The sequence below is a fragment of the Vibrio sp. Vb2880 genome (genome assembly GCF_033337975.1).
GTDB classification, from domain to species: domain Bacteria; phylum Pseudomonadota; class Gammaproteobacteria; order Enterobacterales; family Vibrionaceae; genus Vibrio; species Vibrio alginolyticus.
Genome location: NZ_JAWORT010000001.1, coordinates 50788 through 68122, shown reverse-complemented (window position 1 = coordinate 68122; position 17335 = coordinate 50788). Strand labels below are relative to the sequence as shown.

The following is a 17335-nucleotide window of genomic DNA, read 5'->3' as shown; positions in this document are numbered from 1 at the left end:
CTTCCTCCTTCCTTGAATTACACTACAATTAATTGATGAGTGATAGCCCGTGACGCCCGTCACATAAAGGCTAAGCCTAATTCTAAACGAGTAAATACTCGCCAAAATAACTAGGAAGGAATTTCAAATGTCTTCTGCATTCTACCAACAGATTCAGCAGCAAATCGAAGAAGTAAAGGCGGAAGGCCTTTACAAATCAGAGCGTGTCATCACGTCTCAACAGCAAGCGGCTGTTAAAATCTCTACTGGTGAAGAAGTACTAAACTTCTGTGCGAACAACTACCTTGGTCTTGCTAACCACCCGGCACTTATCGAAGCGGGTAAAGCAGGCATGGACGAGCACGGCTTTGGTATGGCTTCAGTACGTTTTATCTGTGGTACGCAAGACATCCACAAAGAGCTTGAGCAGAAGCTTTCTAAGTTCCTAGGTAAAGAAGATACGATTCTTTACACATCATGTTTCGACGCAAACGCGGGCCTATTTGAAACTATTCTAGGCAAAGAAGACGCAATCATCTCTGACGCTTTAAACCACGCGTCAATCATCGACGGTGTTCGTCTATGTAAAGCAATGCGTTTCCGCTACTCAAACAACAACATGGAAGAGCTAGAGCAACAACTGATCGCTGCGAAAGAAGCAGGTGCTCGCCACATTCTTATCGTAACGGACGGTGTGTTCTCAATGGACGGCGTAGTAGCAAACCTTCCGGCTATCTGTGACCTAGCAGAGAAGTACGGCGCATTGACTATGGTTGATGACTCTCACGCTGTTGGCTTCATGGGCAAAACAGGTGCAGGTACGCACGAGCACCACAACGTGGTTGACCGTATCGACATCATCACTGGTACGCTAGGCAAAGCAATGGGCGGCGCTTCAGGCGGTTACACATCTGGTAAAGCGGAAGTGATTGACTGGCTACGTCAGCGTTCTCGTCCATACCTATTCTCTAACTCTGTTGCACCAGCAATCGTAAGCGCTTCTATCCGCGTTCTAGATCTACTAGAAGAGAGCGGTGACCTACGTGATCGTCTATGGGAAAACGCAGCACACTTCCGTACTCGTATGGAAGACGCGGGTTTCACAATGGGTGGTGCTGACCACGCAATCATCCCAATCATGCTTGGCGACGCAAAAGTAGCAGCAGAATTTGCAGAGCGTGCGCTGGAGAAAGGCATCTACGTAATCGGCTTCTCATTCCCTGTAGTACCAAAAGGTCAAGCACGTATCCGTACTCAAATGTCTGCGGCGCACTCTCGCGAGCAACTAGACCGTGCAATCGACGCGTTCATCCAAGTTGGTAAGGACATGGGTCTTATTTAAGATTCTAGGCCTTAGACAATAGGGCCTTTAATTAAGGTTACATTATGAAAATTAAAGCATTATCAAAGCTAAAGCCTGAAGAAGGCATCTGGATGACTGAGGTTGATAAACCTGAAGTCGGCCATAACGATATTCTGATCAAAATTAAGAAAACCGCTATCTGTGGTACAGACGTACACATCTATAACTGGGACGAATGGTCACAAAAAACCATTCCAGTGCCTATGGTTGTCGGTCACGAATACGTGGGTGAAGTGGTTGCGATTGGTCAGGAAGTTCGTGGCTTTGAAATCGGTGACCGCGTATCTGGCGAAGGTCACATCACGTGTGGTCATTGTCGTAACTGTCGTGGCGGCCGTACTCACCTATGTCGTAACACGATTGGTGTGGGCGTTAACCGCGAAGGTGCATTCGCAGAATACCTAGTGATCCCAGCGTTCAACGCGTTCAAGATCCCTGAAGGCATCTCTGACGATCTAGCGTCTATCTTTGACCCGTTTGGTAACGCAGTACACACAGCACTTTCTTTCGACCTAGTAGGCGAAGACGTGCTTATCACAGGTGCTGGCCCAATCGGTATCATGGCAGCGGCAGTAGCAAAGCACGTTGGTGCTCGTCACGTAGTGATCACAGACGTGAACGAATACCGTCTAGAACTTGCTCGTAAGATGGGTGTAACACGCGCAGTAAACGTGGCTGAAGAGAAGCTAGAAGACGTAATGGCTGAGCTAGGCATGACAGAAGGCTTCGACGTTGGTCTAGAAATGTCTGGTAACCCAGCAGCATTCAACTCAATGCTAACCACAATGAACCACGGTGGTCGCATTGCACTACTAGGTATTCCACCGTCAGACATGGGTATCGACTGGAACCAAGTTATCTTCAAAGGCTTGGTGATCAAAGGTATCTACGGTCGCGAAATGTTCGAAACTTGGTACAAGATGGCTTCACTGATCCAATCTGGTCTGGATCTATCGCCAATCATCACGCACCACTACAAGATTGATGACTTCCAAGAAGGCTTCGATGTAATGCGCAGCGGTATGTCAGGCAAAGTTATTCTTGATTGGGAATAACTTATTCAAGTAAGAAATGCGCTCCTTTTTGGGGCGCATTTTTGTTTCATGAAGATTTTTTGTTTCGGGAAGAAATGGTCGCCAATCTTTTCTAAACTTCTCGTATCGTTCTGCTACTTTTTTTAGATTTTTTCCACTCAACTTCACCCTACCTTCTAACTAATTGTCAATTCTGTATTTGGAATAAGATAATAACCATTTGTTTTTAGTGGTTATTTTTAAGCATCACATGCTTAAAAATCGTCATTTTTAAGTTTAATATTTTTATTTTCTGTTCGTCTTTATCCTTATCCTGCTTCTTTTTATTGTTTTACATTTTATATGCATTTGGTTTGTCATAATTGAGCTATAACTAATAAAAAGGTTACCGATATACAGTGGAATGTAAAAATGGAGCTTTATATGAAAAGATTTTATCTGATGATGCCTCTGCTCTTAACCTCATTTAGTTGGCAAGCGAATGGAGCGTCAGTGAGCGGTACGATTGATGTTTCAATTAACCTTGTACAAGGTTGTGTGATTAATGGAAATAATGCGGTAGATGCAGCTTCTGGCGTTGGCTTTGGCTCACTTGCCTTTGGAGACGTGCCTGCAATCTTCAGTGAACAAGATGGTGTGGTAAATGGTGGTAGTGCGACGGGTATTGAAGTGCTTTGTAGTAACGGTGTGACACCGACGTTTACATTGGGCACCGGATTGTATGATGCAAGTGCGACCGTTGGTACCTACGCGATGTCAAATGGCGCGCAATTTATTGATTATACGTTGTTTACCGACTCAGACCGAAGCACACAAATTATACAAGGTGGGACGGTAGCTCTGTCTGAATTTACTAGTGCAACATCGCAAACTATTGAGCTTTTTGCGAAAGCTTACGGTACGAGCAGCATTGCCGGTACATACTCCGATACCATCAGTGTGACGCTAAGCTGGTAAAACGTGACGCTGGTTGTTAGGGGCTTTTCACTTGTCGCGATGAGTTTGTGCTCTTTAACTGTGCTGGCTGATGCGACACAAACTTTTCAGGTGTCTGCCACCGTAGATACAGGTTGTTTGATTAACGGCGCAGTACAAGAAGAAAGCGCAACCCAAGCCGGGCAAATAGGCACGTTAGATTTTGGTGAGCATTCTTCAGTTTACGCGACGGAAGTACAAGGCAGCATCACTTACAGTTCATCACTCACATTAAGTTGTACTCCGGGTATTACGATGAATGTTTCCGTAAATGGCGGGATGAATGCATCGGACGGTGTACGTAAGCTAAAGCACAGTGAAGAAGCGACAACGGTAGATTACTTTTTGTTTCAGGATCTAAATTATACGCAGGTGCTTGATATTGACACGCAATATTCCGTCGATACCGACCAAGACCCAGATAATATTCAGTTTCCTATCTGGGCAAAGGCGACAATAAATGGGAATGAAATGGCTGGAATTTATATGGATACGCTTACGCTGACATTAGAGTGGTAAGTGAACTTTGGAGGGGTGAAATGGAATTCATACTCAAAAAACTATTATTAATAACCTTCCTTTTTGTTTTTTTCTCAAATGCCAATGCTAACTCATTATTAATTTGGCCGATTTACCCCAAAATATCAGAGGAGAGTAATGCAACATCACTTTGGATGGTAAATAAAGGCAGTGTTGATTCTTATTTACAGGTGAGAATTTTTAAGTGGGAACAAAACGAAGGAGAAGATAGTTATTCAAGTCAAAGCCAGTTAATTGCAACCCCTCCGTTTGTCAAAATTGAACCAGGTGAAAAGCAGTTAATCCGCATCATCAACCAAGATGAGGCCTCTGCGGGTAAGGAGTATGCATACCGAGTGATCATAGATGAATTACCGCCAACTCAAAACCCTCAAACAGAATTGACGGAAAATGAACTCGCTGTAAAAGTCCGAATGCGTTACTCGATACCTTTGTTTATTTACGGGAAAGGGCTGACTGATACTCAAAAACCAAACCGTGACAGTGAATTATGGGATGATTTACAGGCACAGTTTATTAAGAAAAATAATCAGCGTTTTGTTCACATTAAAAATTCAGGAAAACACCATGTTCGCTTAGTGAATTTACAATTGAACCTACCAAATAAAGATCCTGTCGTTATTTCCGATGGACTAGCTGGCTATATTCTTCCTGAACAGTATAAGGTTTGGTCTATTCCCCATAGTAATGTCAGACCCTTGAGTTTGAGCGCGAATATTGGAGGTAAACGTTACCAAATACCATTGAAGCAATAATGAATAGATTTAATACAATGAATGCTTTCTTTTGGTTGGTATTACTTAGCGTAACGTGGAGCAGTATTGGTCTTTGTGCAAATTCAGCAAACCACTTCTCTGAGCTACCGAGTCCTGAAAATTTCTCATTAGAAAAGTTTGAGAATATCAGCCTCAATCTGGAGTTGGTGATCAATCAAAGAGCAACAGGGCTTGTTGCGAAAGTTGAGCGAGTTGGCGATCAGTTCTTTTTGCTCCGGGAGGACCTCATTTCAGTTGGGGTTACCGCCAAGTCGTTGCCTGGAACCGAAGAGAGACTTGAGGTTACGTCTATCCCAGGTGTTAACGTGCGTTACTTGCAATCGTCATTGCAACTCGCAATTGACGTACCGCCTAATTGGTTACCGATGCAGAATTTATCAGCGCAGGATATGGGGCGATTTTCCCCGGCTCAGTTTGGGCGTGGTGGCCTGCTTAACTACAACGTATTTGGTGTGTACGAGAACGAAAGCCGACAAAAGGAGGTTTCTATCAATCATGAAGTCAGAGCCTTTTCTGAGTTTGGCGTTTTTTCTACTACCGGGATATTTAAATCTAACTTTCATCGCGATGTTCAGTCCCAGCAAAGCAGCCAGTACACTCGTTTTGATACGAGTTACGAGTACGTCAATCAAGAGAAGCGAATTCGTATGGAGGTAGGGGACTATATTGTTCGCCCTTTATCTTGGAGCCAACCAGTAAGACTGGCGGGTATTCAGTTGTCACATGATTTCTCTATGCGTCCGGATGTCGTGACGACGCCGTTACCTGCATTTTATGGTGAGGTCACAGCGCCCACTACGTTAGATTTGTTTATCAATGGCTTTAAAACTGACTCAATGAATGTTGGGCCCGGTCCTTTCATTATTAACGATATTCCAATGCTCTCTGGTGCTGGGGAAGCAACGGTAATTGCAACGGATGCTCAAGGTAAGCAAACGGTCATGACCAGCCCATTTTTTCTCTCTTCCGATCTACTCAAGACCGGATTTACATCTTACAGTGCGAGTATTGGTGCGATCAGAGAAAATTTCGGTAATGCATCTAACGACTATGGAGACGGTGGCGTGGTTACCGCTCTGCGTCATGGCATGACTGATTGGTTAACACTAGAAGCTCAAGCTGAAGCAAAAGATGACCTGATCGTTGCGGGGCTGGGCTTTGTCACCAATGCTTTCAACTTGGGTACGGTGGATGCCTCGTTTCGTGTGAGTAATTTTCAGGATCAATCTACCTCATATGCGCTAGGTTATAGTTATCAGTCTCGGCTGTTTAGCTTCGCTGCTCGAACTCAAGTAGAACAAGCCGACTTTTATACCTTATCTCATTTACCAAATTACGAAATGCTCGATGAAGGCAAGGACGCTTCACTCGCGTCGCGTCATCTATCACAAATCAATATGGGAGTCCGTTTGGGAGATTGGGGCTCACTTTCTGGTGGGTACTTTGATATTCAACAATCCGACTCAGATTCACGTACCCTAAACCTTACTTATAGCTACGCTCTGCCTTTTAATATCAATATGTCCCTTTCTTACAACCATAGTATTGGTGGTCAGAGTGTTACGTTGGCGCAATTCTCTCTACCTTTCAGTTCTTTGGGGGGAAGTTCGGGGCTAACGCTGAAAAGAGAGGACGATGGCGATGTGCGAGGTCGAGTGGGTTACAGCCGCCTCGCGCCAATACGAGGTGGGTGGGGCGTCAATTTAGCGCATGATATTAACGAACACCCAGAAAACCGTAAACAGGCCGATTTGACCTACCGTGCGTCATGGGCGCAGTTCAGAGCGGGGTTAAATGGCACCAGTGGCGACTATGATTATTTTGCGGAAATGGCAGGTTCGGTCTCTACATTGGATGGAGAAATATTCCCGGCGAATGAAGTGTATGACAGCTTTGCGGTAGTGAGCACCAGTGGTTTTGAAGGTATTCCGGTTAAATATGAAAATCAAATTGTCGGAGTGACAGACGATGAAGGTTACTTACTTGTTCCTTGGGCTACGGCGTATTACACCGCCAAATATGAAATCGATCCACTTAATTTACCTGCCAATGCTGCGTTTTCTGCGACAGAGCAGTTTGCTTCGATACATTCGGGCTACGGCTACCTGTTAGAGTTCCCAATAGAGCTACAAATTGCACTGAGCATGACGGTGGTAGACGAAAATCATTTGTTCCTTCCGATTGGTACATATGGCCGCTCAGAAACGGGCTTAACAAGCCAAATTGGTTGGGATGGTTTTACCTACTTTGAAGGCGTTGACCCAGGCCGCTACATTCAGTTTTATCCTCAAGGACAGCCGCCATGTAAAGTGTTTATTGAGGGGTTGTATCAGCGTGAGAGTCAAAAAATACAAACATTGCCTGAGCAGGTTTGTATCAAAGCCGAAGAAGAGACCGCACTATGATTTTGCGCCGCTGGCTTGCTAGCCTACTTCTCTTTTTCTCGTTCTCGACAATGGCTTGTCAGCTCACGGCGGCAACACCTTTAATCTTGTTTGGCAATGTTTCTTCGTTTACTGTTTCAAGCTCTCAGCAGCAAAGCTCAGCTCAGCCTCATGCGGGGATTACGTGTGACTTTTCTACACTTGTGTCTTTGTTAAGTGGCGACTACGTATCAGCAACGTTTAACAGTATAAATAATGGTTTGCTATTAAATGAGGATGATCCGAGTTCGGAGTTCAGCTATCAGATTTTTGGCGATCCAGGTCTTTCACAAGAGTATGTATTCGGCCAAACTTACAATTTTTTTGAAATTGGGTTACTCGATTTACTCGGGTTGTTTGGCACTCAAGCTGAGTTTCCGCTTTATGCTCGGACGGGAGTGGGCAGTAATCTTTCCGCCGGGACTTATAAAGACCAAATCACCGTATCCTGGATTTGGGATTACTGTAAGGGTATCGGGGTTCTAGGGGTATGCATTGGCCGCGCCAATGGCAGCGCTCAAAGCGTGATTACGGTTGAGTTGGAAGTGACCCCTGATTGTATGATCACGGCGCCAGATATTGATTTTGGTTCGTCCCCATTAGTGGCCGGTTTTGAGCCAGTCAGTCAGGTTATATCGTTAACTTGTACCAAGAATAGTTCCTTCTCCATTGGCTTGAATGACGGCCTAAATGCGTCCGGCGGTCAGCGGCGAATGATTTCTAGTGGTCACTATTTGGAGTATGAAATCTATAAGTCATCATCGATGGATCGCTGGGGAGGAACCAGTTCTGAACGTCGTGAACACAGTGACGTCGATACTGGCGGCTCCATTCCGGATGGTATCACGCCACAGAATTATAATTATCGCGCGCAGATACTAACCAGCCAAACGACCCCTCCTGCAGGTACTTACACCGACTCAATAATCGTTGACGTTCAATTTTGAGCATCATGTCAATTACATCATTAGAGGCTTCTATTCCAAAAATCTTTTGTAATCATAGTTTTCACTCTGTCACTGCTTAATTTTGTGAGATTAGTATGGCTTTATTCTCACGGAATTTAACTTTCAGAAATAAGGAAAATGATGAAGAAGTCACTAACAACATTAGGTTTGGCACTGGTATTTACAGGAACAGCTTATGCAGCAAGCTGGGGCTACGAGGGAAACCATGGACCTGCTCATTGGGGTGAGTTTGCATCTGAGTGCGCAAAAGGTCAAAACCAGAGCCCAATCAACATTGAATCGGCGACCGAAGCGAAGCTAGAAAAATTGAATTTCGACTACGAAGGTAAGGCAATTTCACTGCTGAACAACGGTCACACTTTACAGACTGGTTTAGAAGGTAAAAACACACTCACCATTGATGGTAAAGAGTTTACGTTGAAACAGTTCCACTTCCATACGCCATCTGAAAACCATGTGGACGGTAAAGAATACCCTCTAGAAGCACACTTTGTGCATGCCGACAAAGTAGGTCATCTAGCTGTTGTCGCGGTGTTCTTTAAACTGGGTGACGCGAACCCAGATCTAGCTAAGATGCTAGCTAACATTCCAACTAAAGATCAAGATGTTACCATCAAGGTTCCATTTGATGCGGATGCCCTTATCCCAAGTGATAAAGACTACTACCGCTTTAACGGCTCACTAACGACACCGCCATGCTCTGAAGGTGTACGTTGGTTGGTGATGAAAGAAGCACAAACTATTTCTCCTGAGCAGATAAAATCTTTTTCGGAAGTAATGGGGAAAAACAATCGCCCAATCCAACCGCTGAATGCACGTATGGTGTTAACGCAACAATAACCACTTCATGCGAAGAAAAATAAAAAGCCCGCTTAAACACAGCGGGCTTGATTATTTGGGTATTGGTGAGAACTAGAAGCCGTGATCTTCTTGCTCTTCCGCTTTTACCATTTGTATAGGATCAAGCTTAAGCGTCTGAGTAGGGAACGCGATATCTGCATCGTGTTCTTTAATGATGTTGATTACCTTAAGCAGTATGTCCTGCTTAACCTCATGGTATCTCACCCAATTCACGGTTTTAGTAAAGGTATAGATAAAGAAGTGCAACGATGATGGACCGAATGTATCGAAGTTGACGATAAGTGTTTGGCGTGCATCAATGTCTTTGTGATTTTTCAGCATTTCTTTTACCGCGGTGATAATTTGCGGCATTTTTTCAGCATCGTCGTAACGAAGTCCAATTTTTTCGTAGATACGTCGGTTCAGCATGCGAGATGGGTTTTCTACGACAATGCTGCTAAACACTGAGTTTGGCACATACAGTGGACGCTTATCGAAAGTTCGGATAATGGTCATACGCCAGCCAATGCGTTCTACCGTCCCTTCTATTTGTCGGTCTGGAGAACGGATCCAATCGCCAACTTTAAATGGACGATCGAAGTAGATCATAAGACCTCCAAAAAAGTTAGACAGCAAATCCTTCGCCGCTAAACCGACAATCAAACCACCAACACCACCGAAGGTAAGTAGGCCCGATAGTGACAGACCAAATGCCTGCATTACGGTTAGAATTCCGACGGTAATAAAGAACAGGCGCGCGACCTTAGCTATCGCTTGTACCGTTGTTTCATCTCGGTTCTTTTGTTCGAGAACATGCTCTTCAACATTGGTAATGAGCCGCATAACGGTCCATACGAAGATGCTGATGATTAAAATCAGTTTCAGCGTACTTAACCAGTTTATTTTATCGTTGAGCTCGCTCTCTAATATGATGCCGATAGAGACGGTTGCTGGCCAACACCAAATGAGTGTACTGACGGGCGCTTTTAGCGCATCAAGCAACATGTCATCCCAGTGGAAGGGCGTTTTCTCTACGAGCGCAGCGAGGCGAGAGCGGATCAGCCGCCAAGCTATCCAAGCTATAAAGCTAGCGAGCGTAATGAAAAGGACGCTCCCACTCCAATTTTGATGAGACGTTTCAATGTAGCTTTGTAATTCGGTAAACCACTGTGGCATATGTAACTTATTTCTAGTGAACCATGGAAGGAAAGGTAGCAGATATTACTCCTTCACCCCAGTGATTTCCTTTAAATCATTTACTTATGTCTAAACCGTCCGAGATGGACTTTTCCTTCCGATGACAAGAGAGTCACCTCAATGTTCTGTTGAGCGACCGCCTCATGCACGTTCAGAGGTATGCTAACAATGATTGAGGGTTGATATTTGGACGATCAATTATAACTTCTCTGACTTATCGCTAACATTTATCTTAAGTAAGTGTGAGAGTGTATTGGCTCTTGAATTAGCGGAGGCAGATATGGAATTTACAGAGCTGGATCGAAACGCGCTCTACGACATCTGGATGTCACAAAAAGCCAAAATGCACATCACTCAAATGGAAATGGCGAAGCGCCTTGGTTTGAGTCTACACGAGTTTTCTGGCTTGTTACGTGGTAATTCTCCACTGACGCTAGGTTTTGTAAAACAGCTATGCGAGCAGCTACATGTACGTCCTGGTCAGGTGATTCCGTCTTTGACGGAGCGTGATCTATCTGCATCTGGTACCGTTTATTTACAAAATCGTGTGACGGTGGATGGCGATATCAGTAACGTGTTTATCGACGGAAACCAAGTTGTGATCGAGTACGTTCACCAAGTTAGCTAGCTTGCTCGTCAAATTATCGGGTTGAAGAGCAATAAAAAAACGAGCCACTGTTGGCTCGTTTTTTCGTTTCTGTTTTGCTCGATTGCAAAGATTATGGGATTTTCACTAGCGAATCGCGTGAAAGATCCGCGATAGACTTAGCGCCAGTCAGCGTCATTGCTACACGCATTTCTTTATCGTACAGATCCAGTAGGTTTTCAACGCCTGCTCCGCCTTGTGCTGCCAATGCGTACACAAATGAACGGCCAAGAAGCGTACAGTCTGCACCAAGTGCGAGCATACGAACGACATCAAGACCAGTACGAATACCAGAGTCTACGAAGATCTTAAGATCACCTTTTACCGCATCCGCAATGCTTGGTAGTGCTTTAGCACTTGAAAGTACGCCATCTAACTGACGGCCACCATGGTTAGATACCACAATGCCATCTGCGCCGAAACGTACCGCATCTTTCGCGTCTTCTTCATCCAGAATGCCTTTGATAACCATTGGACCATCCCAAAAATCACGAATCCACTCAAGATCTTTCCAGGAGATAGAAGGGTCGAAGTTTGCGCCTAACCAGCCGATGTAATCTTCTAGCTTTGTTGGTTCGCCACGATAAGTTGAGATGTTACCTAAGTCGTGCGGTTTACCAAGTAGACCCACATCCAGCGCCCAGCTTGGGTGGCGCATCGCCTGGAATACACGACGCATGGCTGCGTTAGGACCACTCATACCTGAGTGCATGTCACGGTAACGTGCGCCAGGAACTGGCATATCAACGGTAAACACCAGCGTTGTTACGCCTGCTGCTTTTGCACGCTCAAGTACGTTTTTCATAAAGCCACGGTCTTTAAGCACGTAAAGCTGGAACCACATTGGACGTTCAATTGCAGGTGCGACTTCTTCAATCGGACAAACCGAAACAGTCGACATAGTAAATGGGATGCCTTTTTTCTCGGCTGCTTTTGCTGCTTGTACCTCGCCTCGGCGCGCGTACATACCAGTTAGACCAACAGGAGCTAGCGCGATTGGCATTGCCAGTTTCTCACCGAAGATCTCGGTTTCGAGGCTCAAATCTGTCATATCGCGTAGGACGCGTTGGCGAAGAGCGACATCACCTAAATCGTCAGTATTACGCTTCAGCGTGCGTTCGTCGTAAGAGCCGCCATCAATATAATGGAATAGAAACGGGGGAAGCTTGGCTTTCGCGGCAGCGCGGTAGTCAGTAGAAGCTGAGATAATCATAATGGTGTCCTAGCGGTTATTCTAAGCAAAGTTGTGGAGCAATTTGCTCTTTCGTTGAGCCTTCATCGCAAAGCAGTGAAGACATCAAAATGAGTATAGTTACCTATGGTTCACTTACGTTTGAATCGGTGATGTTGGTAACCCATTTACATAATTGGTTGAAAAATTTTGTTAAATCACTCAATCAGTTATGCAAACTGGAAAGGGTGACACAGCTGTCGGGGGAATTGATGTAGCAAGCTAAATCAACATGTCGGGGTAGTAGTGCAGACAGCTGTGTCAAATTAGGCAGGGTTGTAAACCCTGCATTTCGCGTTACTTCATTAAGACATCTGTCATTTGGAAGCCATAAATCAGCACCAATCCAATAATGCCTGTCATTACAATGTAGTAGAACGTAGGGATAATCGTCTTACGCAATGTTGCGCCTTCTCGACCAAGCAAACCTACCGTGGCTGATGCGGCAACAACGTTGTGAATCGCAATCATGTTACCTGCAGCAGCACCGACGGCCTGGAGTGATACAACAATCACACTCGAAATAGACAACGTTTGTGCCACTTCGAATTGGAACTGGCTGAACATCATATTTGATACCGTGTTTGAGCCAGCGATGAACGCACCCAGTGCACCAACGGTGGCACTCAGCGCTGGGAACGCAGAACCAACAAGGTCAGAGGCGAAGTTTGCGGTTGTGACGGGCATACTTGCTAGGTCAGCACCGTTGATGCCTGAGTTGATAAAGATACGAACCATCGGAATGGTAAATACCAAGACAAAACCCGCCCCAATCAGTGTTTTGCTTGACTCGCCAAACGCTTCACGCAATGGCTTTACACTACCGCTTTGTAACATTGCAGCAAGTAGTGCGACAAACACCAGAATGCCACCAGGAAGGTATAACGGCTGAATCGCAGCGCTAACGCCAGTCTCACCAAGAATGTTGCTGAACGATAAACTTACGCTTTGTACAAAGCCTTTCAGCTCGGGGCTTACGCGGCTTGCGACGAGAATAACTGCCAGCATTACATATGGAACCCAAGCTTTTACGATGCTCATTGGCTTGCCCGGATTGTCGTTTAGATCGACTTTTAGCGAACCTAACCACTCTGCAGGCCATTTGTCTTCGCTTTCGAAATCCCACTTAGTCTTTGGTACTAAGAAGCCTTTTTTCGCTGCGGTAACAACGATAGACAGACCAACCAAACCACCGATAAGTGAAGGGAACTCTGCGCCCAAGAATACGCCGGTTAACGCGTATGGAACGGTGAAAGAGACACCAGCGAATAACGCAAATGGTAGAATATCCAGGCCTTCACTCCAGCTTCTGTTCTTGCCGAAGAAACGTGTTAACATCATCGCCATTAATACCGGGATCATCGTACCTACGACTGCGTGAATGACAGCAACGTGCGCTGTGATATCTTGCAGGTACATTTCCCACGTTGCACCTTGTGCGGCCAACGACTCACTGATGTTATGCGTGTCTAAACCTTTGTTTACACCTACGATGATAGGCGTTCCTACCGCGCCGAATGAAACAGGCGTTGACTGAATCATCATGCCCATTAGGACAGCGGCTAGCGCAGGGAAGCCGATTGCAACCAGTAGTGGTGCAGCGATTGCTGCCGGGGTACCGAACCCAGATGCGCCTTCAATGAACGAGCCAAAGCACCAAGCAATGATGATGGCTTGTACACGGCGGTCAGCCGAAATATCGGTAAATCCATTACGGATTGTGGTGATCGCTCCAGTGTGTTTTAAAGTGTTGAGCAAGAAGATGGCACCAAACACGATCCATAGAACAGAGACAGTAATGCCGAGTCCTTGGAATACGGAAGCCAGTACGCGATTGGCTGACATATCCCAAAACATAAGTGCGATAGCGACGGTTAGACCGAACGCAACAGGCATGGCTTTTTTAGCAGGCCAGTTGAGACCAACCAATAAGATGGCGGCAACAACAATTGGCGAAAATGCCACTAGGGCAAGTAGGGTTTCACTCATTTGTACATCCTTCGTACGCTGACTTCTCGAACGGTGTCAATCCGCTGTAGAGGTGACTTTTTGTTGTAATGGTTTTGTTAATTTGGCGTGAATTTACTCCTTTATTTTTTGTTGATATAGGGAAATAATGAAAATAATTAATTCCAAAAGTGACATAATGGTATGAGAGCAGACGACTTAATCCTATTTTCTCAAGTAATCGAACTTGGCAGCTTTAGTAAGGTTGCAGAGGCAAATAACCTTACAAATTCGGTAGTTAGCAAAAGAATGGCGAGGTTGGAGGAAGAAATAGGGGCTCAGCTATTATATCGAACAACGCGCAAATTAACCTTGACCGAGGCAGGTAAGGTGTTACTCCACAGTGCTAAAAATGTGAAGCAGGCCACTCAGGAGGCTATGGATGCTGTTGCAGGCTTTGGAGAGAATGTGAGCGGTCATATAAAAATGTCCGTGCCGTGTATCTCTGGAGATTTGATACTTGCTGATGCTGTTGCCGAGTTTTGTAACCTTCATCCGGGTCTGACCGTGGACATGTCATTGGATAACCGCTTTGTCGATTTAGTGGCTGATGGTTACGACTTAGTCATTCGAACTGGCTACCTAGCCGACTCCAGTTTGATCGCACGACATATTCTCGATTCCCAATGGGTGGTATGCGCGTCCCCTTCATATATCGCTAAAAATGGGAAACCGATCGAGCCGATTGATCTCACCACGCACAATTGTCTGCAATACGCTTACCAAACCACAGGTGCAACGGATTGGGAGTTTAAAGGAGAAGATGGCAATTACATCGTCAAAGTATCGGGCTGCTTTTCTACTGATAACGCGACCGCATTACGTAAAGCCGCTCTGGGCGGCCATGGTATAGCTTACGTCCCGCGATGCTTGGTGTATCATGATATTCGCAATGGCCAACTGGTGGATATTTTTCCTGAACTAGTGGGTAAAAAGTTGGGTATCTATGCGGTGTACCCGTTTACTCGTCAACCACCGAATAAAGTGAAACTGCTTATTGAGCACATTCGTGATCGTTACTTAACGATATCTCATTATTTCTAGTTCCTTCATAGATTTAAAACAATGTCATTGAAATCAAAATTGGGTGCTCTAAGGTAATCACCGCTATAAAACGATTGAAGATAAACAACTTAATAAAAACAACGGAGTAACACGGACGTTATGCATTACCCAAAAACACGTAAAGATTCTGTCGTGGACACTTATTTTGGTCACGACATTACCGACCCTTATCGCTGGTTAGAAGATGATCGCAGTGAAGAAACCGCTCAATGGGTTTCGGGTCAAAATTCGGTCACCTTCGATTTCCTTGGTCAGATACCGTACCGCCAACAAATCCGTGACTTAGTGGCGAAGAGTCAAAACTACGAAAAATATTCCCAGCCATTTGTACGTGGTGACTACACCTACTTCTACAAAAACGACGGTTTGCAAAACCAAAGCGTATTGTATCGACGTAAAGGCGAGGGAGAAGCCGAGGTTTTCCTTGATCCAAATACTTTCTCCGAAGAGGGCACGACCTCTCTTGGCGAAGTCAGCTTCTCTAAAGACTACCGTTTGGTCGCGTATTCCATCTCGGAAGGGGGCAGTGATTGGCGTAAGATCTTTGTCATTGATACGGAAACCAAAGAACAGTTAGAGCCTGAGATTGTTGATGCGAAGTTTACGTCGATTTCTTGGCTGGGCAGCAAAGGCTTCTATTACTCAAGCTACGATAAGCCGCAAGGCAGTGAGTTGTCTGCTCGAACTGAGCATCACAAGCTTTATTATCATGAACTTGGTACCCCTCAATCTGAAGATAAAGTGATTTTTGGTGAGTTGGATACGCAAGTTCATCGTTATGTGTCTGGTACGACGACGACAGATGATCGCTTCCTCATTATTTCTGGCGCAGAATCTACATCGGGTAATCGTCTGTTTTATATCGATTTACAGTCTGACTCCCAAGCAATTGTGACGCTGCGCGATACAACGCAAGGCGACACCTACTTAATTGATAGCCAAGACGCAACCTTGCTGCTTTACACCAACCTAGACGCGCCGAATGGCAAAGTTGTCAGCTACAACACTCAGACAGAACAATGGGCTGACGTGATTGCTGAACAAGAACAGCCGTTAGAAATCAGCAAAGGTGGCGGTTATCTGTTTGCGACTTATATGGTAGATGTGCTTTCTAAAGTGCAGCAGTTTAACTACCAAGGTGAGTGGATTCGAGATGTACAATTGCCGGGAGAAGGCACGGCTTATGGTCTGGCGGGTAAAAAAGAAGAAACCACACTTTATTACACATTCACTAACTACGTGACGCCTCCGACGATCTTCTCATTTGATGTCGAATCTGGTGGATCGACACTGTTTCAGGAATCAAAGGCACCGTTCGATCGTAATGAGTATGAATCAAAACAGGTGTTTTACACCTCAAAAGACGGCACGCAAGTTCCGATGATCATTTCATACAAGAAGGGCGTTGCACTTGATGGTAGAGCACCAACCATGTTGTATGGTTACGGCGGTTTTAACATCAGCCTTACTCCAATGTTTTCTGGCAATGTAGCCAACTGGCTAGAGTTGGGTGGTATATACGCTGTCGCCAACATGCGAGGCGGCGGTGAATACGGTAAAGCCTGGCACAACGCAGGCACTCAGCAGCAAAAGCAAAACGTGTTTGATGACTTTATTGCGGCGGCGGAATACCTGATTGAAAACGACTACACTAGCTCGGACCGCCTAGCGATTCGCGGTGGTTCTAATGGTGGTTTGTTAGTTGGAGCGTGTATGACGCAACGCCCTGAACTATTCAAAGTCGCGCTGCCTGCGGTTGGCGTGCTTGATATGCTGCGTTATCACACGTTTACTTCTGGAGAAGGCTGGAAGTATGACTATGGCACGTCGGAGCAAAGTGAAGCGATGTTCCAATACTTGCTTGGTTACTCTCCTGTTCACAATGTAAAAGAAGGCGTGCAATATCCTGCTACCTTGGTGACAACTGCTGATCACGACGACCGAGTTGTGCCAGCACATTCGTACAAATTTATTGCGGAGCTGCAAGACAAGCAGCAAGGCGCTAATCCAGTATTGATACGCATTGATGTTAATGCCGGTCATGGTGCAGGAATGCCGCTGAGTAAGCAAATTGACCTCACCACAGACGTGTATGCATTTACGTTACATAATATGGGTATTGAGTCGATTTAATGCCCTAGTTGTTAGAAACTTCTGAGAATAAAAAAATGCCGCGACAGTGTCGCGGCATTTTTCATGGTTGGGGGAACTCAATTCATACTGTTTGCCAGTATTTGAGCCAGGTTGACTAAGTCTGACTCTTGAACCAACCAGTCTCGGCGGCCAAACCG

The 17335-nt window shown here is 45.3% G+C and carries 14 protein-coding genes; 11 read left to right on the top strand and 3 right to left on the bottom strand.

Annotated features, from left to right (window positions below; translation table 11 throughout):
• Positions 1–127: 127 nt before the first annotated feature.
• The 8 genes from R7M92_RS00270 (at position 128) to R7M92_RS00235 (ending at position 8898) form a co-directional block, all read left to right on the top strand.
• Positions 128–1321 (top strand): glycine C-acetyltransferase, encoded by a 1194-nt coding sequence (locus R7M92_RS00270; protein ID WP_005375095.1) that lies wholly within the window; start codon positions 128–130, stop codon positions 1319–1321.
• A 44-nt stretch (positions 1322–1365) separates the two neighbouring features.
• Positions 1366–2397 carry an L-threonine 3-dehydrogenase gene (tdh, locus tag R7M92_RS00265; RefSeq protein WP_005383983.1) on the top strand — a complete coding sequence of 344 codons (1032 nt, stop codon included), beginning with the start codon at positions 1366–1368 and terminating at the stop codon, positions 2395–2397.
• 390 nt (positions 2398–2787) lie between these two features.
• Positions 2788–3333 carry a spore coat U domain-containing protein gene (locus R7M92_RS00260; protein ID WP_021035866.1) on the top strand — a complete coding sequence of 182 codons (546 nt, stop codon included), beginning with the start codon at positions 2788–2790 and terminating at the stop codon, positions 3331–3333.
• Between the two features lie 39 nt (positions 3334–3372).
• Positions 3373–3870, top strand: a complete 498-nt coding sequence (locus R7M92_RS00255) for a spore coat U domain-containing protein (protein WP_017820521.1) — start codon at positions 3373–3375, stop codon at positions 3868–3870.
• 20 nt (positions 3871–3890) lie between these two features.
• Positions 3891–4646, top strand: a complete 756-nt coding sequence (locus tag R7M92_RS00250; protein WP_005375103.1) for a molecular chaperone — start codon at positions 3891–3893, stop codon at positions 4644–4646.
• A complete protein-coding gene (locus tag R7M92_RS00245; protein ID WP_395233922.1) occupies positions 4646–7072 on the top strand; it encodes a fimbria/pilus outer membrane usher protein in 2427 nt (808 codons plus the stop codon). The genes R7M92_RS00250 and R7M92_RS00245 overlap by 1 nt, the downstream gene beginning before the upstream one ends.
• Entirely contained in the window at positions 7069–8037 is a 969-nt protein-coding gene (locus R7M92_RS00240) for a spore coat U domain-containing protein (protein ID WP_213867878.1), read from the top strand. Before R7M92_RS00245 ends, R7M92_RS00240 begins: the two co-directional genes overlap by 4 nt.
• 141 nt (positions 8038–8178) lie before the next feature.
• Entirely contained in the window at positions 8179–8898 is a 720-nt protein-coding gene (locus R7M92_RS00235) for a carbonic anhydrase (protein WP_005375106.1), read from the top strand.
• A gap of 72 nt (positions 8899–8970) precedes the next feature.
• On the opposite strand, the gene R7M92_RS00230 is transcribed toward R7M92_RS00235, so the two are convergent.
• Entirely contained in the window at positions 8971–10074 is a 1104-nt protein-coding gene (locus R7M92_RS00230; RefSeq protein ID WP_005375107.1) for a mechanosensitive ion channel family protein, read from the bottom strand.
• Between the two features lie 301 nt (positions 10075–10375).
• On the opposite strand from R7M92_RS00230, the gene R7M92_RS00225 reads away from it, so the two are divergent.
• Positions 10376–10723: a helix-turn-helix domain-containing protein gene (locus R7M92_RS00225; RefSeq protein WP_005375109.1), complete on the top strand. Its 348-nt coding sequence runs from the start codon at positions 10376–10378 to the stop codon at positions 10721–10723.
• A gap of 91 nt (positions 10724–10814) precedes the next feature.
• On the opposite strand, the gene lldD is transcribed toward R7M92_RS00225, so the two are convergent.
• Together lldD and R7M92_RS00215 are read right to left on the bottom strand one after the other, a co-directional pair.
• Positions 10815–11954 (bottom strand): FMN-dependent L-lactate dehydrogenase LldD, encoded by a 1140-nt coding sequence (gene lldD / locus R7M92_RS00220; RefSeq protein WP_005383962.1) that lies wholly within the window; start codon positions 11952–11954, stop codon positions 10815–10817.
• A 315-nt stretch (positions 11955–12269) separates the two neighbouring features.
• The gene (locus R7M92_RS00215; RefSeq protein ID WP_005375111.1) at positions 12270–13961 is read right to left on the bottom strand and encodes an L-lactate permease; all 1692 of its coding nucleotides are present in this window, start codon (positions 13959–13961) and stop codon (positions 12270–12272) included.
• Positions 13962–14123: 162 nt separating this feature from the next.
• Between R7M92_RS00215 and R7M92_RS00210 the strand changes: the two genes are divergently transcribed.
• Positions 14124–15023: a LysR family transcriptional regulator gene (locus tag R7M92_RS00210; protein WP_005375112.1), complete on the top strand. Its 900-nt coding sequence runs from the start codon at positions 14124–14126 to the stop codon at positions 15021–15023.
• Between the two features lie 120 nt (positions 15024–15143).
• On the top strand, positions 15144–17177 hold the full coding sequence (locus R7M92_RS00205; protein WP_318132467.1) for a prolyl oligopeptidase family serine peptidase: 2034 nt from the start codon (positions 15144–15146) through the stop codon (positions 17175–17177).
• Positions 17178–17335: the final 158 nt, after the last annotated feature.